This window comes from Planococcus sp. YIM B11945 (genome assembly GCF_050864155.1).
Classification (GTDB): Bacteria; Bacillota; Bacilli; order Bacillales_A; family Planococcaceae; genus Planococcus.
In genome coordinates, this window is sequence record NZ_JBOZWR010000003.1 from 231,132 (window position 1) to 251,022 (window position 19,891).

The 19,891-nt window shown below is 44.3% G+C and carries 15 protein-coding genes; all 15 read right to left on the reverse strand.

Annotated features, from left to right (window positions below; all coding sequences use genetic code 11):
* Positions 1-68 precede the first annotated feature (68 nt).
* Positions 69-1,262, reverse strand: coding sequence for an anti-sigma-I factor RsgI family protein (locus ACRRQV_RS05805; RefSeq protein ID WP_432528622.1), 1,194 nt, complete (start codon positions 1,260-1,262; stop codon positions 69-71).
* Entirely contained in the window at positions 1,262-2,011 is a 750-nt protein-coding gene (sigI, locus tag ACRRQV_RS05810) for an RNA polymerase sigma-I factor (protein WP_432528624.1), read from the reverse strand. The genes ACRRQV_RS05805 and sigI overlap by 1 nt, the downstream gene beginning before the upstream one ends.
* Before the next feature lie 223 nt (positions 2,012-2,234).
* A complete protein-coding gene (locus tag ACRRQV_RS05815; protein ID WP_432528626.1) occupies positions 2,235-3,008 on the reverse strand; it encodes a TerC family protein in 774 nt (257 codons plus the stop codon).
* A 217-nt stretch (positions 3,009-3,225) separates the two neighbouring features.
* A complete protein-coding gene (locus tag ACRRQV_RS05820) occupies positions 3,226-4,305 on the reverse strand; it encodes an SDR family oxidoreductase (protein ID WP_432528628.1) in 1,080 nt (359 codons plus the stop codon).
* A gap of 109 nt (positions 4,306-4,414) precedes the next feature.
* Positions 4,415-7,474: an efflux RND transporter permease subunit gene (locus ACRRQV_RS05825; RefSeq protein ID WP_432528630.1), complete on the reverse strand. Its 3,060-nt coding sequence runs from the start codon at positions 7,472-7,474 to the stop codon at positions 4,415-4,417.
* Positions 7,475-7,602: 128 nt separating this feature from the next.
* Complete coding sequence (locus ACRRQV_RS05830; protein ID WP_432528632.1) at positions 7,603-9,171, reverse strand: peptide chain release factor 3; 1,569 nt, start codon at positions 9,169-9,171, stop codon at positions 7,603-7,605.
* A gap of 118 nt (positions 9,172-9,289) precedes the next feature.
* Positions 9,290-10,807: a Mur ligase family protein gene (locus tag ACRRQV_RS05835; RefSeq protein WP_432528634.1), complete on the reverse strand. Its 1,518-nt coding sequence runs from the start codon at positions 10,805-10,807 to the stop codon at positions 9,290-9,292.
* Positions 10,808-10,849: 42 nt separating this feature from the next.
* Positions 10,850-12,037, reverse strand: a complete 1,188-nt coding sequence (locus tag ACRRQV_RS05840) for a carboxylate--amine ligase (protein WP_432528636.1) — start codon at positions 12,035-12,037, stop codon at positions 10,850-10,852.
* Between the two features lie 254 nt (positions 12,038-12,291).
* Positions 12,292-13,344: a M42 family metallopeptidase gene (locus ACRRQV_RS05845; protein WP_432528638.1), complete on the reverse strand. Its 1,053-nt coding sequence runs from the start codon at positions 13,342-13,344 to the stop codon at positions 12,292-12,294.
* A 212-nt stretch (positions 13,345-13,556) separates the two neighbouring features.
* Positions 13,557-14,126: a PepSY domain-containing protein gene (locus ACRRQV_RS05850; protein ID WP_432528640.1), complete on the reverse strand. Its 570-nt coding sequence runs from the start codon at positions 14,124-14,126 to the stop codon at positions 13,557-13,559.
* A gap of 120 nt (positions 14,127-14,246) precedes the next feature.
* The gene (locus ACRRQV_RS05855; protein ID WP_432528642.1) at positions 14,247-14,936 is read right to left on the reverse strand and encodes a PepSY domain-containing protein; all 690 of its coding nucleotides are present in this window, start codon (positions 14,934-14,936) and stop codon (positions 14,247-14,249) included.
* Between the two features lie 2 nt (positions 14,937-14,938).
* On the reverse strand, positions 14,939-16,306 hold the full coding sequence (locus ACRRQV_RS05860) for a HAMP domain-containing sensor histidine kinase (RefSeq protein ID WP_432528644.1): 1,368 nt from the start codon (positions 16,304-16,306) through the stop codon (positions 14,939-14,941).
* Positions 16,290-16,988, reverse strand: a complete 699-nt coding sequence (locus ACRRQV_RS05865) for a response regulator transcription factor (protein WP_432528646.1) — start codon at positions 16,986-16,988, stop codon at positions 16,290-16,292. The genes ACRRQV_RS05860 and ACRRQV_RS05865 overlap by 17 nt, the downstream gene beginning before the upstream one ends.
* A 496-nt stretch (positions 16,989-17,484) precedes the next feature.
* The gene (locus ACRRQV_RS05870) at positions 17,485-18,873 is read right to left on the reverse strand and encodes an aldehyde dehydrogenase (RefSeq protein WP_432528648.1); all 1,389 of its coding nucleotides are present in this window, start codon (positions 18,871-18,873) and stop codon (positions 17,485-17,487) included.
* Positions 18,874-19,815 carry a Gfo/Idh/MocA family protein gene (locus ACRRQV_RS05875; RefSeq protein WP_432528650.1) on the reverse strand — a complete coding sequence of 314 codons (942 nt, stop codon included), beginning with the start codon at positions 19,813-19,815 and terminating at the stop codon, positions 18,874-18,876. It abuts the gene before it with no gap.
* Positions 19,816-19,891: the final 76 nt, after the last annotated feature.

Genomic DNA, 19,891 nt, shown 5'->3' on the forward strand with positions numbered 1-19,891 from the left:
GAATATAAAAATTCTCTCTCTTCAGGCACTTTTTCAGTACTAACCAGATGAACGTCACTCACTTTTTGCTATTCTTTATTCGATTTATCGGATTTTCCTTTTTCATCATCGGAATGGTTTTTATCTTTTTCAGGGCCATTCGGTTTTTCTTTTTTTGGTTCCTTCTCTTTGTTTGGCCCTTTTTCTTTTATGGGTTCTTCCTCTTTGCTTGGGCTCTTAGCTTTTTCCGGTTTGTTTACTTTTCCGGGCGGCTGTGCTTTTTCGGGTTTACTGACTTTTCCCGGAGGTTGCGGTTTTTCTTTCTGTTTCACTTTGCCAGGTGCCTCTGTTTTTTTCTTTTCATGTCCGGGAGGAGTTGCTTTCTTGTTGTTTTGGTTCGGCACGATTTGCGGTTTCTTGTTTTGCCTTGGAGGAATCACTTGCTTCTCTTTTGGAACCGGCGGATTTGACTTGATTTGATCGGCACCATCTGGCATTGCTTTTTTAGGTTCTTTGTCCTCGTTCGGCTTTTCACTAGGTGGGTCTTCTACTTTCGGTTCCGAAGCAGGGAGGTCTTTCTTCGTTTCTTTAGGTTCTAAGGTTTTTTCTTCTTGAGGTTCTTCTTTTAATTTTTCCGGATGCGACTCGTTTTTTTGATTGATCGACTCGTATTCTTTGATAAATTGACCGACCGGAACATTCTCTTTCACCGATTTTCGCCACTGTTCTTTTGTCGCTTTTTTGAGGTGGACGTTGACATTATTCTTCAAAGCATCTGCTGATATGGCCATTACCATGTTTTCTAGAGACGAGTTGGCATTTTCACCTGCTACTGTCGTAATGGTCATTTCTTCTGTTGATCCGGTTAAGGAAAGGTCTATAATCCGCTGTAAAACTGTATCCAGCGGCTGGTTTTTCCACCCCTCTAATTTCCCGATCACTTCATGGCCATCCGGATTTAATTCCCTAATGGAAATGACTTGGCATTTTTCGTTTACGCCAATTTCCACGCCTGGATTGATCTGCAATTGTACATATGCATATGCTTCTCCTGATGGTGCAACAATAGAAAAGACGATAGCTAAAACAGCAAGCACTGCCACAAGCGGCACCCATATCGGTTTCCAAAAAATCGTTTTTTCGGAAGCTAGCGGCCGGAAATAGCCTTCTTCCCCCACCGCTGTTTCATTTACAGCAGTGCCTGGGATAAATTCGCCATCTGCGGTAAGAAAAATAGAGCGGTTGCCTTTTACTTCTATACAAATTCCTTTTTGCATATGCATCAGCGTAACCGCTCCTTTAAATAATCTTTTAAGTAATGCAGATCACTGATTAATAACAGTGTAACGGCAATAATATACTTTCGGTTGCGTTCGATTGTCTTTCTTGATACGTTGACCAATTGTTCAATTTCTTTTATCGGCAATTTTTTTTTATGGATTAAAAACTCTTTGTAATCTTCTGTTTCCGCAACGAGCTGCGCGATTTGGACAGCCATTCGCCTGGCATCTTCGTGGCTCGGGGAAACGTCTGCAAGTATGCGATAGCTTAATCCATATTCAATCAACAGACTTTCATAGCGGCCGATTTCTTCGCGCCGCTTTTCCGTTTGCTGCTGAATGGTGTACTGCTCGAAGGCTCTCTTGTCTTCAATCCAATTCGCCGTTTCTTCCTCATCGCTGCGGCTGTTAAAGTCGTGGCTGTATTCTTTTCGCACGCTTTCTTTGCGAATAAAATCAATGATTCGTCTGCGGATAACCATATGGGCAAAAGCCAAAAAAGAAGCGTTTTTCTCTTCTTCATAGCTTTGAATGGCTTCATGAAAGGCGGCAAGCGCGATACTGTATTCATCATCGTGATCGTCTATAAACCGCTTGCATACTTGAGCTGCTGTTTTTTTCATGAACGGGCCATAAGATTTGAGCAGATCCGACAGCGCTTCTTCGTCACCCTGTTGTGCTTGCAGCGCCAGCACCTCTGCAGCAGACTGCTCTTTTCGTCCAAATAACCCTGTTATTGCCGACAGCAGCATTCCGTTCACCTCTTTTCAATCTCTCACTATTACTTGATTGTACCGGCAGAAATTGGATAAGAAAAGGGGCGCCGTAATTCTTTATAAGTATTCGCTTGCTTCTCGTTTTTTTTGTCCGTCTTTTTTTCTTTAATTGATTTCTTTCCATATACCGCCGAATGTTGCAGCAAAAAAAGCAGGACACCTCCAAATTCCGAGGTGTCCTGCTTTTTACAGAGGATTGTTAATTCAAATCTTCTTTTTTCTTTTCTCTCAACCCAATCAATGCACCGATGACAACAATGCCGACCAAGACTGCCCAGAAGGTGATGGTCCAAGAAGTCGAATGTGGGAAGTCATGCGGTAAAATGCCGACATTTTCATGGGATAGGGTCATGACAAGAAGTTTTACCCCAACCCATCCAACGACGACAAAAGCGGCTGTTTCAAGCTGAGGATAAGTTTCCAATAACCGCACAAATTGATGGGCCGCAAAACGCATAATGACAACTCCGATCAATCCACCCGCTAACATGACGAAAAATTGCCCGCCATTGATGCCGCCGATATTAAAATCGCCTAGATGCGGCAAGGTCACGGCCAAAGCTACAGCTGCAAGCATGGAGTCAATGGCAAAAGCGATATCTGCAAGTTCGACTTTTAATACCGTCATCCAGAAACTAGACCCTTTGGTCTCTTTTTCTTTAACTGCATGGTCTTCTTCATCATTGTCTTTTCGCTGATCGATCAAATGCTTTATACAGATGAATAAAAGATAGGCTGCTCCAATCGCCTGTATTTGCCAAATATTAACAAGGAGCGTAATCATAAAGAGTGCCGTAAACCGGAAAATGAACGCTCCGAATAATCCGTAAAACAATGCTTTTTTCTGCCGGTCTTTTGGCAAATGCTTGACCATTACCGCCATAACGACAGCATTATCCGCAGCTAAAAGCCCTTCAAGTCCGACTAGTACCAGCAGAACCCATGCATACTCCAATAAAATCGATGTATCCATTCTTTCTCCTCCTAATTTTGCCAGCAAAAAAGACCCCTGCCTAATAAAAGGCAAAGGTCTCGCTAAGCATGTAAAATCGCTATCATAACCGATGGCTTACGCCACGTCTTGACGACTATGAAATAGGTTTCCCTAAAGCTACTCCCCTTTGACTGAACGTCAAAAGTCTATTGAATTATAAACTAATTATATCACTTATTAAGTTAGTGTAAAAGTTTTACTGTATGGCTACATGAAACTTTCCGTCTTTTTTATGGAGTTGATAAAAGGAAACCATGGCAGGGATGGTTTCCAAAAAATCCGCACATTCGATTCCGCTTTTCTCGAGCAGCCGCTTTGCATTATGCGTATCAAACGAGGCATGCCACGTTAAATAATCCAATGTTTCGGCTTCCACGCCAAGCGATTTCCGGACCATTGCTAGCGAAAGAGACCAGGCTGCCAACTTATGGGGAATCCGCTTTCGCGGTGTTTTCCCGGTCATTTGAAAGACCATGGCCCGGTATACTTCTTCTACGGGGTGTGGATTCGGATCGGTAAGATGGACCGTTTCTCCAGCAGCCTCTGTCAACCCACTCAAATATGTTGCAGCTTCAATGATGTAGTCGACTGGCACCACATTGATATACGCTGTCGAATGGCCAATATACGGTATAAACGGCAACTTTCGGACACGGTCAATCATGTTCAGGAAAAAATATGGTCCATCAAATTTGACCGTCTGCCCCGTTGTGGAATGCCCGCGGACAATGCCCGGACGGATTATCGTAGTGGGAACGGTTTTTTTCAATGCCTCCACCAATACTTCTGCTTCGAACTTTGTTTCTTCATAAAAATTTTTAAAGCGCTCTGGACGGATCAATTCCTTTTCCAGCAATTGCCCTTCCCGCGCTCCTGCCACATAAGCCGTGCTGAAGTACATATAGCGCTCTACTTTGGGCAAAGCCGCGACAAAGGCATTGACGTTTTTTGTTCCTTCTACATTTACTAGCCAAGCCGCCTCACGTGGCACAGCTAAATCGTAAATGGCGGCGAGGTGCCAAAATACAATAGTACGTTCTTTTATATACTGAATATCTTCCGAACTTATTGCAAGACCGGCTTTCGTGATATCCCCTTCAATCAGCTTAAGTGGACGGCATCCCGTTTCCTTTTGGATCAAGGTAGCTTGCTGCTCAGCTTTTTGACGTTCTGCGGGCAATATAATAGCAGAAATCCCCATATTCTCTAAGGCAATTTTTCGGATTAATTGGCTGGCAATAAAACCCGGAAATCCAGTAATCACAATTTCTATCATCGAATCCCTCCTATCCTTCCATCATACTAAATATTTCGACGATTTTCTTAAAAAAATAAAAGCTGATTGGCCTCATTATGCAATCAGCCAAACAACTTTTAGTTAGAAATTATTTTTTGTTTAAATCACGCGTTTGACGATCAAATAAGCTGTAAATAATCGGAACAATGTATAGCGTTAAGAAAGTAGAACTGATCATTCCCCCAATAACGGTTATCCCCATTGGCTGGTTAATTTCCGTTCCTTCTCCAAGACCTAGAGCGAGTGGAACTAAACCAAGTATGGTTGTTAAAGCCGTCATTAAGATTGGGCGCAGACGATCGCGCACAGCAGTCAAAATTGCTTCATAGGAGTCCATCCCAGCTGCTTTTCTTTGATTGATGTAGTCCACAAGAACGATTCCGTTATTCACAACAATTCCCACCAACACAAGTATCCCAATTATTGCCGTAATGCTGATTGGCGTTTGGGTAGTTACCAACCCGATTGCCACACCGATCACCATAAGCGGAACCGTAAACATAATAACAAAAGGATATTTGAACGATTCAAATTGTGCTGCCATAACAATATAAACCAGAACAACTGCAAGCGCCAAAGCCAACAGCATATCGTTGATTGCGTTATCGAACAGCTCCCGGTCGCCGCCGAACGTTATCATCGTTTCGCTATCCAAATTCAAATCTGCAAGCACTTCGTCTACCCGGTCTGACATATCGCCTAGGTTTTCATCAGAACGGTGTTGCAAGTTAAAGGACACACTGTCTGCCTGATCTACTCGCTGAATATTTACCGGTCCTTGCTCAATATCAATTTCCGCCAGTTCTTGAAGTTGAACAAACTGGCCCGATGGCGTACGTAATTTCAAAGTTTCAAGCTTGCCAATACTGTTTCGATATTGTTCATCGTATTCAACCAAGGCACTTACCACTTCATCATCTTCAGTAATAATTTGAGAAGCCGGCACTCCCCGTGTAATGTTGTTGACAGTCTGTGCAATTTGAGCTGGAGCAAAGCCGTACTCGGTCGCCGCTTCTTTGTTGATATTCATTTGGATTTCATCAATTGTTTCGTCGCGATTGTTGGTTAGTTCTGTGACATCAGGCAGCTTGGTTAATGCATCGTTGATTTTTGTAACGGCATCATCAAGGCGATTTTTGTCGGTGTCTGAAACCGTAAATGACAACGTATTTGGAGTGGAACCGGTAGCCGTTTGAAGGTTAAAACCAACTTCTGCACGGTCTCCGATTTTTTCTAAAACACGCGGCTGCACCTCATCGACAAATTCAAAAATCGAGCGGTCGCGTTCATCTAACGGCACTAATTTCACATACATTTCAGCTGTATTAGAGCTGGACGTTCCTTGGGATTGCGATTGTTGTGTAGCGCCTATCAAACTGACATAAACGCTGACATCTTTTTCTTTTTTTACTTCTTCTTCGATTAATTTGACTATCTCATCTGTAGCAGTTCGAGAAGAACCGTTTTCTAATTCGACTGAAACACTGACAAAACCTTCATCAGTAGCAGGCAAGAACTCCGTCCCTACTTGGAAAATGCCGTATAGTGATGCAGCAAAAACCACTAGAGTAGTGATTAGAATGGCCATTCGATTTCGCAATGCCCAAATAACAGAGCGTTCAAAGTTCTTCAACCCTTTCGAACGACGTTTTCTTGCTTCGATATTGCCTTTCGGCTTATCCAGCATTCGCGCAGCCAACATCGGAATGACGGTCAAAGCCACCGCAAGCGAAGCAAAAAGGCTAAATGAAATGGTTAGCGCGAATTCAAAGAAAATCTCTCCAATTAATCCTGTTATGAAAATAACCGGAACAAATACAGCAATCGTCGTCAATGTTGAAGCGATAATAGCTCCAGATACTTCTTTTGAACCTTCTGACGCGGCTTGCTTCGGTGTTTTACCGAGCGCTAAATGGCGTTCGATATTTTCAATAACCACAATGGCATTGTCCACGAGCATCCCAATTCCAAGTGCTAATGCTCCAAGGGTCATAATATTTAACGCAAAGTCGGCAAAATACATTAGAACGAACGTCACAATAACAGAGTAAGGAATCGAAATGCCGATTATGATCGGACTCTTTATTCCGCGCAGGAAGAAAAAAAGCACGAGCATAGCAAAAATAGCTCCAAAAAGAAGTGTCTGGCCAATGTTTCCTACAGCAAGCTGGACATAGTCACCTTGGTCAAACAAGATGTCCGCTTTAACCCCTGCGAATTTGTCTTCTTTCAACAGTTCATCCAGCTTTTCTTGGAAGGCTTCGGACACATCCGCCGTATTGGCGCCTGACTCCTGCAAAGCGGAAAGTAAAACAGCCGGTTCTTCATTGGCACGAGTCGAACTATTCCGCTCCATTTCTCCAAGGTTGACTTTTGCTACATCTGCAATGGTCACAGATTTTCCATCTAATGGGTTTACTGTGATAACCAGATTTTCAATATCTTCTACCGTAGTCAATGCACTAACAATACGGGTTGTCAATTGGCGGCCATCATCTGTTTCGATCGGCTCACCTGGCATTGATACATTATTGGCCTGGATCAGCTGAACAATATCTGCTTGCTGCAAACCTTTGTCTTCTAACTTTTCCTGGTCCAGCAAAATTTGAATTTCTTCAATTAACGAACCTGAAATATTAACGTTTGCCACTCCTTCTGTCTGAAGAAGCTCCGTTTCTAATTCTTCCGCCAACACACGGACATCCGTCCCCTCTTCCTGAGCACGCAAGGATAGTTGAATGACTGGGAATTGGGCTGGGTCAAATTTCAGAAAACGTGGTTTACTGGAATCCTCAGGAATAGGAGTTAAATCGATGCGCTGCATGATGTCGTTTTGCACATCGTCAATTTTAGTGGACCAATCAAATTCCAATAAAATAAAATTCGCCCCTTCTTGAGAGGTCGATTGAAGCGACTTCAGTCCCGGTACAGTCGATAAATTCGCTTCGAGCGGTTTTGTAACTTTTTCACTTACTTCTGTCGGACTCGCTCCTTGATAATTGGTCACCACAACGCCAATCGGAGGATTGAGTTCCGGAATGAGTGTAACTGGAATTTTGAAAAATGAAACAGCACCGAGAATAATGATTAAAAACATGATAACAGTTGTAAAAACTGGCCTCTTTATCGAAAAATCGCTTATTTTCATTTGTTCATACCCTCTTTTCACATCGTTCTTTAATCATAAAAAAAATCGGCCCTTTCCGCAAATTTAACCGTTCCTGCAACATGCTTTTTGAGCAAACAAAAAACCTGCTGAAAGCAGGTTTTCTATTCTTACAATAAGCTGTACAACCGGATATCCGGATTTTTATCTTGGAACCAGCGTGTAGCGAATTCATTTTCAAATAAGAACACCAAATTGTCAAAACGGTCTTTCACAAGCATCGAACGGCCGCTTGACATTGATTCTTTGACATCTGCTTCGTTTTCAATCCAGCGTGCGATCTTAGAGCCAATCGGTTCCATGCGGACTTCAACGTTGTACTCATTTTTCATGCGGTGTTCGAACACTTCAAACTGAAGCTGTCCAACAGCGCCAAGAATAACTTCTTCCAAATGGAGCGTTTTGTAGTATTGAATGGCGCCTTCTTGGACCAATTGCAGAATCCCTTTGTGGAAATGCTTTTGTTTCATGACGTTTTTTGCCGTCACTTTCACAAACAATTCCGGTGTGAATTGCGGAAGGTCTTCAAATTGGAATTTCTTGCCCGTTGTGATGGTATCCCCGATTTGATAATTCCCCACATCATGCAGCCCAATAATATCGCCTGCTACCGCTTCGTTTACCATTTCCCGGTCGTCCGCTAAGAACTGCGTCGTCTGGGAAAGCTTGAACGACTTTCCGGTGCGCGCCAAGGTCACGTTCATGCCCCGTTCAAATTTCCCGGAGACAATGCGGACAAACGCGATGCGGTCGCGGTGCGCCGGATTCATGTTTGCTTGGATTTTAAAGATGAATCCGGAAAAAGGCATATCAACCGGATCAATTTTTTCTTGCTCTTTCGTATCCCGTGGCTGAGGCGATGGCGCAAATTGCAAATACGTTTCCAAGAAGGTTTCTACGCCAAAGTTAGCGAGTGCACTTCCGAAAAAGACCGGGGTCAATTCGCCTTTTTTAACACGTTCAATCGAAAAGTCATTGCCTGCTTCATTCAATAATTCAATGTCTTCCAACGCTTGAGTGTAATAAGACGTTTTTTTCATATCGTGGTCGCCGATCAATTGGCCGTCTTCGTCAATGTCCAAGAACCGTTCGCCTTCTGAACGGTAGGGTTCTACTCGTTTGTTGTAACGGTCATAAATTCCTAAAAATTCTTTCCCCATGCCGATTGGCCAGTTCATGGCATACGATTGGATGCCAAGCACTTCTTCAAGTTCTTCCATTAACTCAAGCGGCTCTTTTCCTTGGCGGTCCATTTTATTGATAAAGGTGAAAATCGGAATGCCGCGCATTTTGCAAACTTTGAACAGCTTGACTGTCTGTGCTTCAATTCCTTTTGCCACATCGATAATCATGACCGCGCTGTCAACCGCCATTAACGTACGGTATGTGTCTTCACTGAAATCTTGGTGACCAGGAGTATCCAAAATGTTTACCCGATGGCCGCTATAATCAAATTGCATGACCGATGAAGTAACGGAAATCCCCCGCTGCTTCTCGATTTCCATCCAGTCGGATGTCGCAAATTTACCTGTTTTTTTGCCTTTTACTGTTCCAGCGTCTCGAATGGCGCCGCCAAACAACAGCAATTTTTCAGTTAACGTCGTTTTCCCGGCATCCGGGTGGGAAATAATTGCAAAAGTTCTTCTACTGCTAATTTCATCTTTTAATAGGTCTGACATTATTTACGCTCCTTTAATCTTCTCTCTTCATCTTAGAGAAGGCAGCAGAAAAAGACAAGGATTGTCTTTTTGCGCCAAATGAAAAGAAGCCGAAGACGGCTTCTTTTCATTTGGCCTCTTATTTTTGCAGTTTAAGAGTCCGGTTGCCCACTTTTCTTTCCAACTTCTCTAAATCGTTGCCTGCTAGTTTTTGGCGCAAGACATTTAATGTCAGCTCACAGCCATAATCCATTCCTTGGCATCCTGCTAGAAGCAAAACGTCTTCCGAATGGGCACGTGCCAATCCTTCAGCTACTGCATCTTCCAATTCTTCAAAAAGGTCAACATTTATGCCGGCATTCGCCATTTCTTGCATAAAGACATCGATTTCTTCATCCGTCACACGGTCTTTTGCCGTCACATGCGATGAACTGGTTGTCGCAATAATTGTTTGATAGCCAATTTTCTTCGACCATTCGGCTATTTTTTCGGCGTTTTCGCGATTGACCGTTTTGCCTCGATTGCCCCGGATCGCATAAACCAACACAAGGTTGTCATAGTCCATTTTTTGGACCGAACCAAGTGTCACATCAATATTGCCGGCGTTGGCAAAATGGTCATCGATAATTTTAAAGTCTTCATCGTAAACGAGTTCAAATCGCCGTTCCACTCCTTCGAAAGTTTCCAATCCTTTTTGAATTTTCTCGACTGGCACTTCACTAAGCAGCGCTGCTGCAATCGCAACCAACGCATTATAAACAGAATGCATGCCTGAAGTTTCAAGAGACAATGAAAAAGAAGGAGTCGATCTGCGGCTTGCTAAATGCGTGCTGTCTTGATTGATCACCACATCAAATTGCGCTTGACCTGTAGACAAATCTAAATTTTCTACATACAAATCAGCTTTTTTGTCTTTGGTGCTGATCGTCACTACTTTTGCATCCGTTCTTTCAATCAATGCTGATGAGTACGAATCGTCCAAATTCAAAATGGCAAACTGGCTCGGCTTCGCTTCCGTAATGAGGCGCGATTTGGTTTCGACGTATTGTTCGAACGAGTCATGCAAGTCAATATGCTCTCTGCTGATGTTGTTCAAACTGACGATATCAAACTCAATGCCATGAACGCGGTGCAAATCAAGCGCTGACGATGAAACTTCCATCGTCGCATGCGTAATGCCATTTTCAGTCATTTGGTAAAAAATTTCCTGCAAATCGGTTGATTGAGGCGTTGTCAATTCGGATGGGTAAACCAAATCTCCAATTTTTGTAATAACCGTGCCCACAAGGCCCGTTTTGCCAAAATACTCGGAAAGGATGCGGTCAATCATATAGGTTGTAGAAGTTTTTCCATTGGTTGCAGTTACGCCAATGACGTTGATTTTCGAAGACGGATGGTTGTAGAAAGCGGAGCTAAGCTCAGCCAAAGCGATCCGCGAATTAGCTACTTCGACATGAGGAAAGCCGTCCGCTGCATCAGAAGTTTCTACTACAACCGCTTTTGCCCCTTTGTTGACCGCTTCAGTGATGTATTTATGGCCGTCCGTTTCAAATCCTTTGATGGCTACAAACACATAGCCATCTTGAACGTCACGGGAATCATAAGCAATGCCGCGAACAGCAAAGTCTTCATGAACTGTATTTTTTTGTATTTTCATAGATGAAATAAGTTGGGACCAGCTAATCATTTCAAATCTCCTTTATGCTTTTTTTGATGTCAGCTTCCGTTTAACGGCAGAACCTTTTAACTCCATAAACTTATAAAAAGGTTTTGGATCCTTGAAGTCCCAAATCGCATAGGCTTTTTTCCGCCCCAACGAACGCAGCACGTTGAAAGCGCTCAGCTGGCCTGTACGGATATAACCTTTAATCGCAAGTAAATCCTCATACAAATACCAAAAAGCTTTTTTTGTATGAGTTGAAACGGTATGCGGAGCCATCGGGTTGCCAGTTAACTCACGGTAATCAATTAACGGCATATTCAAGCCGCAACTAGCCAAAAGAACATTCAGGTTAGTTGTTCTCACATTGATCTCGATCAAGTAAAACTTTCCAGTCCGTTCATCTTTTTTAAATTCAATTTCCGCAAATCCCGTATAGCCAATAGCGCTTAAGAACGGAGCGCCAATGTCAAACAGTTCTGGAACGTGTTTTTGTTCGGTATAAACTGAAGCGCCGTAGTTAATGGGATACTGGCGAATTTTCTTGCATGTCATCCAATGCGTCGGCTGCGATTGCTGATTCATGTAAACGTCAAATGTATACATGCAATCATCAAAGCCCGGAATCATTTGCTGAATGATGACGTCAAGCCCTGCTTCTTTGCTTTTCCGGACCGCTTCTACCAACTCCTCGCGGTTTTGTACTCTAAATAGCTTGGTACGGAAATGAGCGACAAAAAGATGCGAATCCGCAGGTTTTACTAAGCAAGGATAGCCAATGCGCGCTTCCACTTTCGCCGGATCAAAAGGAAATTCCGGAGTCATCGTCTCTGGAACTGCCACTCCGTGCTTGCTTGCCAAATCGTGCAGCAAATCTTTGTTCATCAAATGCGTATTGAGCCCTTTTTTTGTTTGGGCAATCAAAAAATGCTCTTTCAGCTCATCAAAATGATTGTCGATAAATTCTACGTAAGGATCTGAGCTTGGATAAAGAAACGGTTTTTCCTTTTCAGCAATTGCCCGCGAAATGAGGAATTTCACCAATTCAGCCGATTCTCTCTGGTAATGAGGGCCAATCAGGTTTTCCGAACAGTATTTCGAATAAAGCCCATATGCGCCATCTTTCGAATAATCGACGGTCACCACTGGAATGTTGTTCTTTCCAAGACACCGAATAATGCTTAAACCAATATAATAATTTGAACCTAAAACATACGCTTTGTTCAATAAAATCCTTCTCCTTCATGGACAACGGACGGCCAGTTCGCTTTTCATTGTGCTGGCCTTCTAATTCCGAATAATAACTTGACCCTGTTTTTAATTTTTTGAATGTGGAATGAGTTAAACCAACTGGCATCATAGTTTAAAATCAGGAAATAAACGAATGAATGCAAAAATCTCTGAAGTTTTCCTTGACCTTCTTATCATATCAAAAAAACCGCTATTTTAATACTTTCTTCATATAAAAACTATTTTTCTGATCAAGATTCCATTGGCGACAATACATACGCACGAAGCAAAGCGGCAGCTGCTTTTAATGAATCGGTATGCGTGCGTTCGTACGAATGCGATGCTTCGATTCCCGGTCCGAATAACGCATGTTTAACATCAAATCCGGCACGAATGGCAGCTGAAGCGTCTGACCCGTAATACGGATAGATATCCACTTTGTAATCTATGCCATTGTCTTTTGCCAATTCGATCAACTGGCGGGTCAACCCATAATGGTAAGGGCCGCTGGAATCTTTCGCGCAAATTGAGACGGTGTATTCATCAGATGCTTGGCCGTCTCCGATTGCTCCCATATCCACCGCAATATATTCCACTGTTTGCTCAGGAATGTTGGAATTTCCGCCAAAGCCGATTTCTTCATTGTTCGATATGTAAAAATGCGTCGTAAAGGGAAGCTCTTCTTTTGAAGAACTGAGGTGCTTCACCAATTGAAGCAACAAGGCCGTGCTCGCTTTGTCGTCTAAATGGCGGGATTTGATATAGCCAGAATCCGTTGCGGTGAACCTCGGCGAAAATGAAACAAAATCGCCAACTTCAATGCCAAGCCCGCGGACGTCATCAGCAGAAAATGCTTTTTCATCCAAGCGGACTTCCATTGTATCAGCGTTTCTTTCAGAAGTTCCCGCATCTTTGTAAACATGGACGGTTGTATGGTGCAATAAAATCGTCCCTGAAAAGGTTTTTCCTTCTGCGGTATGAATCAAGCAATTTTCGCCTTCGATCGCATTGAACGTAAACCCGCCGACTAACGACAGTTTCAGCCGCCCGCTCGGTTTGATTTCTTTTACCATGGCGCCAAGTGTATCCACATGTGCGGTCAAAAGCCGGTGCTGTTTTTGGTTCTTGCCTTGAATCGTCGCGATGACACCGCCTTTATTGGTCGTGATATGGTCAACATTCCAGTTAGCCAATGATTCCTGGATCATTTTCATAATGTCCATCGTGTAACCGGAAGGACTTGGAATTTCCACCAATCCTTTTAATAAATCCACTGCTTCGTTTTTATTCCACTCAAAATTCATATCCGAACGCCTCCCTGATCTTTTAATCATATCAAAATCATTCGTATTCTGACAGCAGAAACTCTAGAAAATCAGGTTCAAAACTAGAACAGCCAAGGCATTCTGCAGAATGTATGGCCAGTTGCCAGCCATTTTTTATCCATTTCCATGGAAATTCCAGTTGAAACCTGATCGAACACGAAAAAAAGGAACCCGCAGGCTCCTTTACTGTTTTAGTTTTGATCGTCGTCGTCATTGTCATCTGTTTCGTTTTTGATGATGGAGCCATCTACAGCATTAACTTCCACTTCATATTCTGTTCGGCCATCTTTTAGTTCAATATCGTAAGTGGCCACGCCGTCTTCGTTTTCCAGGCTGATGTCAGTGACCGTGCCTTTTGCAACGGCAAGCGCTGCTTTGGTGGCTTCATCTGAACTGATCAATTCACTTGAAGCCGGCAAGTTTTCGGAATCGTCATCGTTGTCGTTATCTTTATCACGCTTCTGTTCCAACACTTCGCCGGATACTGCATCGAATTTCAAATCGTATTCATAGCCTTCATGGAAAACATCCACTTCAAAGTTCGGTGTTTTGCTATTTGCGTTTAGTTCGATGTCTGTAACCGTCCCGTTTGCAATGTTTAAAGCTTTTTCTGTTGCTTCTTCAAACGAGATAAAGTTGCTTTCTGTGCTCGCTGCCAACCCGGAAGTTTGCGTTTCTGCCGAATCCGTATTGGCGTAGACGATTCCTCCAAATGCCAACATTCCTGCAGCTGCCCCGATATAAATGGTTTTTTTCATCATTATTTCTCCTCCTCATTTCGTATACCTTTACTATAGCCTTCGCTTCTGTGAGAACCATTAAGGCTTTATGAGAAATTGATGAGAAAAACATGAAAAGCTTCTCAGAATGATTGGACTGGATTAATCGTCCCATTCGACGGTCATCGTTTCCCCTCGGACCGCATGGATTTGGACGCGCACTTCCTGATCGGTTTCGTCTTTTTCAATATCGACCAAATAATAGCCGCCATCCTCTGTGTCCACAAACTCCACGTCACTGGCTTCGCCGTCCAGCGTCTTTTTCGCAATTTCCACTGCTTCTTTTTCGGAAATGATCCGTCCCGGTCCATCTTCCGTTTCAGGGGCCTTGGCTTTTTCCGTGATGCTTTGCACTTCTCCGGTATCCGCTGCGACAACAACCGCCGTCACTTTTTCTGCCCCAGCTATCGTCACTTGAAATTCGTTTTGTTCTTTGGAGTAAACCACATCTTGCAGCTTGCCTTCTGCTTCTTTCGCAGCAATGGCAGCCGCTTCTTCTTCGGTTATTGTTTCCGCGACTTCTATTTTTTCAAGGAGCTTAACCGATTCGATGTGCTCGGTTTTTTTATTGATGATTGCAGCGTAGCGCCCATCTTCCCGGTCGAACGTGATTTCATAACCGCTGCCTGCAGAACGCGTTTCCGCTATGTCTCCGCCATACATGTCCGCCACTTTCGCTTCCGCTTCCGCTCGGCTTAATTCATCGGCTCCAGTTGGCTGATTCAACACAAAAAGCAGCATCGCCCCACCTAAAAAAACCGTGGCTCCTGCCATCAACAGTCCTTTTCGCATCATCATCCCTCCTGATTTGATTGTACTGCCGCAACATTAAAATCCGATGAGAAAATGAGCGTAACGGTCGTTCCCGCTTGTTCCACACTTTCAACTTCCAATTTCACGCCAAGCGAATCGGCCAGCTGCTTCGCTAAAGACAAACCGAGTCCAGAACCTCCGGTATCCCGGTTGCGCGCTTCATCCACCCGGTAAAAACGGTCAAATATATGTGGCAGCGATTGTTTTGGAATTCCAATTCCGTGGTCCTGCACTTGAATCATCAGCTCCCCTTCACTTTGAATCGCTACTCGGATGGGAGCTGAACTGTACTTCACCGCATTGTCCAACAGAATATACAAAAGCTGCTTTAGTTTAGCAATATCCGTTTGGATGTAAACAGACGGCTCTGAAGAAACGAATTCAATTTCCCGGTTGTACGATGTTTCCATCACGGTTGTGATTTGTTTGACGATTTCCACGGCGTCGGCTTCTGCTATCTCCAACGTGGATTCGCTGCGGCGCGCGATGTGCAGCAATTGCTCAATCAGTTTTTTCATGCGGTCAGTTTCGGTTTGGATGGCATCAATGCCTTCTTTTGCCACATGTTGATCGTTCAGTCCTCGGCGTTGCAGCAATTTTGCATAGCTGCCAATGACCGTGAGCGGGGTTTTCAGTTCATGAGACGCATTGGAGACAAATTCTTCTTGCTTCCGGTAGTTTTCTTCGAGAAGGTCCATCATTTCATTGAATGTTTTCCCCATTTGCCCAGCTTCGTCATCCGCCGCATGCTCAATCGGCAATTTCTCAAAACTGCCGCTTTTTCGAATGCGTGTCATCGTGCCGGTCAGTTCGGTAATCGGTTTTGTGACGATTTTCCCTAACAGCGCATTGGAGAAAAAAATCGGAATCATTGCCAAAAGCGTAACCACCACAAGCACCAGCTGAAGAATCCGCAAATTGTCCATTACTTCCCGCATCGATTGGGCAACGATGATATCCACAACTTCTCCGTTTGTCCATATGATCGGCGCTTTGACAAAGGCAAACCGCTCCTCCTCTGACTCTACCGTACCGGAACGTCCGGTTACTTCTAGAGGAAACTCTTCCTCTAGCGTTGCATCTTGGATCACGGGAATCACTTCGTTCTCGCCATCCATTACTTTGATCAATCCGCTTGGCGGGACATACGCTCTTAATACCGTCTGCGGATCTTCAATCGGATTGGTATTGAACGTTGTCACCAAAGCTTCTGTTTCCGTTTCCAGTTGGCGGATTTCCGTCGAAAACGACAAGCGGCTAAATGTGAAATAAATGATAATCATCAACACGATTAAAATAACCAGCATCAGCAGCGTGGACCATAAATGAATTTTATTTCTCAGTTTCATTTGCCTGCTCCTTCAATACATAACCCACCCCGCGAACCGTTTGGATATACGTTTCGGATTCGCCAGCGTCCACTTTTTTCCGCAAATACCGGATATAGACGTCAATGACATTCGTATCGCCAAAATAATCATATCCCCATACGGCATTCAGCACTTGTTCGCGGCTCAGCACCTGCTTTGCGTTTTGCAGCAAGTACAACAGCAAGTCGAATTCACGCGGTGTCAGTTCGATGCCCCGCCCGTTTCGCGAGACGGCACGCGTGCTTTCATTCATTTCGAGATTCCCGAACCGGTGGATGTCCATCTGGCCATTGCCTGTCGATAAGCGCAAATTAGCCCGAATGCGTGCCAGCAGTTCTTCGATTTCGAACGGCTTGGTCACGTAATCATTCGCTCCAAGGTCGAGCCCGGCCACTTTATCTTTCACGTCGCTTTTCGCTGTCAGCAAGATTACCGGAATTCCGGCATCGGACGAACGAATGCGCTTCAACACATCGAGCCCGTGAATTTCGGGCAGCATCAAATCGAGCAACACCAAATCCCATTCTTGTTCGCGAAATAAAATCAATCCTTCTGCGCCTGTATGAGCCACGCCGGTTTTATATCCTTCAAATGTAAGTTCCAGTTCCAACACGCGGGCGATGCTTTTTTCGTCTTCTACGATCAATATCCGTTCCGCCATTGCCGTCACTCCTTTTGCCTATCATATCAAATCCAGGCAAGTTGAACTTAATAGTAAGGGCTATTGATAGTCCGCAATATCTTAGCTTGTAGACATAAAGAATAGTTAGGTCGTTTGAAGAATAATTATTCATTTTCCAGCACCTATATTGGAACCTGCGCTCCAGCCGGTTCGGCCACGAGACTCCTGTGGGACAGCGAAAGCGGTAGACCCCGCAGGAACGCAGTGACGAGGAGGCTGAAGCTGAGCCCACAGAAAGCGAAGAGGCCCTACCGGTTGGGGTTTATACCAACTTTTTCTTAATGTATAGACTTTCAGTCTGCGATATGGCTTGATGGAACTTTGGGCAATATCTCAGCGACGAAACAACGTAGCGATGCTGAAAAGGAACAATTGTCTTTGCTCTCCCCAAAGCAGCTGAAGCGGTATATGAAAACATGATTCTTAAGTTCGCCTTGTATAATTATAAAATAGAAAAAAGCGACCCGAGGGCCGCTTATTTCAAGACTGTACGCACAAGTTTCACTTTTTGTTTATACGGTGGATACAAAACATTCGTTGAAAACTTCGTTGATTTTTTCATGATGGCTTTGCCATGTGTAAACGTTTCAAAACTTGCTTTTCCGTGATAGGAATTGACGCCGGATGGGCCGACGCCGCCAAACGGCAAATACGAACTGCCGACATGGGAAACCGTGTCGTTGATGCATCCGCCGCCGAATGGCAATTTGTCCAAGAAAAATTGAATGGCGCGTTCGTTCTCTGAAAACAGGTAAGCGGACAGCGGCTTTGGCAGTTTCCGGATCTGGCCGAGCAGTTTCGGAAAATCCGAATAAGTAATGACTGGCAAAATCGGACCGAATATTTCATCTTCCATTGAAGGGCTGTTCCAATCGACATTGTCCAAAATCACCGGTTCTACGTACAAGTCGTCCCGGTCGAGCTTGCCGCCGTAAACGATATGGTCCGCTTCTTTTTGGACAATGCTAGCTAAGCGGTCGAAATGACGTTCGTTGACGATGCGGCCGAAATCCGGGCTCGTCTGGGCATCTTTGCCGTAAAAAGAGACGATCGTTTTTTTGAGTTTTTTCATAAATTCATCTTTGACAGATTCATGGACACACACATAGTCAGGTGCAACGCAAGTCTGGCCGGTATTCATCAATTTGCCCCACGCAATACGCTTCGCCGCCAAATCCAAATTGGCCGTTTGGTCGACAATTGCAGGACTTTTTCCGCCGAGCTCCAACGTGATCGGCGTCAGCTTCTCAGATGCCGCTTTCATGATCACTTTGCCGACGTTGACGCTTCCTGTGAAAAAGATATAGTCAAACGACGCATGAATCAAAGCCGTCACTTCTTCTTTCTCGCCTTCAACGACACGGATGTAATAAGGCGGAAACGCTTCTTCAATCATGTCCCGGATAACAGCCGCGACGTTCGGCGTTGCTTCCGATGGTTTTACAACAGCGCAGTTTCCGCCGATAATCGCCCCAATGAGCGGTTCCATGACCAATTGGAATGGGTAATTGAATGGCCCGATGATCAACACTGATCCAAACGGTTCCCGAATGACAAAGCTTTTCGCCGGCTGGAAATGGATGGGTGTTTTCACTTTTTCCGGTTCCATCCACGCCTTTAAGTTTTTCGACATATTGCCGATGCTGTCGAGCACAAAGCCGATTTCCGTTGCATAAGCCTCAAACTCACTTTTGCCCAAATCTTTTTTCAATGCATCAATCACCCGGTCTTGATTTGCGCTAATGGCTTGCTTTAAGCGCGCCAATTGCTCGATTCGGAAATCCGCCGATTTTGTAGCGCCTGTATAAAAATAATCGTGCTGTTCTTCGATTATGCGCTCAACGTCCGTTGCCGTGAAATTCATCTAGTACTCCTCCTTGTTTTCTTCCAATAAAAAATCAATCGAGCGTTGAACAACCAATCCTTCTTCAAATGGCACCAATAAAGCAGATTGGTTTTTCATTTCTTCAAACAAAGACGCGACCGGTACAAAGTCAGTGATTAGTTCCCGCTCTTCGTATTTTTTGGAAACATACAAATCCGACCAGTTTTTAAGCGTCAGCACCCCTTCATCGCCATACACGGTAAACTCGAGCAATTCCTTTTGGCCAATTCCGCTAAGGCCGGTAAGCAATACCGGAATGCCGGAATCCCCAGCAATCGCTTGGGCAATCACACCAGTTTCACAAAGATCTTTGTTTTCTGGATACGTAATGTGGTGGGATTGAATTTCCAAACTTCCGAAAAGCCGGTTGATCAGCTGCAAATAATGGGGAAACACTTCCCTTACAAATCCGCCTTGGCTTCTTGAAGCAATCCATGGGTTTTGCTGCCAAGCCCGCGGCCAGTCCGGAAAAAAGGTCTGCAGTTCAACGCGCACGATTTTCCCAATACTGCCGTTCCGGATGCGTTTCGCCATTTCTCTGACCGATGGGCTGTACATCAACGGAAAATGCATCGCGGTATGAACGCGTGAATCCACTGCTGCTTTTACCATCGCTTCTCCGTCTTGTGTGTTGTGCGCAAGCGGCTTTTCACTTAGCACATGAAGGCCGGCACTTGCTGCACGCTTCGCCAGTTCAGCATGGCTTGAAGGCGGAGTACCGATATACACCCATTCGATCGGCGAATGAAGAAGTGCGTCAAGAGAATGGACAATCGGCACGCCATAAAGCTCTTGGAGTTTCTTTAGCCGTTCTGGCTGCTCATCAAATACCGCAACGATGTTCACGCCTTTTTCTTGTTGAATTTGTTTAATGATGCGTTCTCCTACAATGCCGGCTCCAATAATGCCGATTGAAATCATAAAATCCCTCTTCTCTTAAGGCCAAAAGGCTTAAATTCTGTTTCTCTGTTTAACAGTGTAACCTCTGGGGGTATAG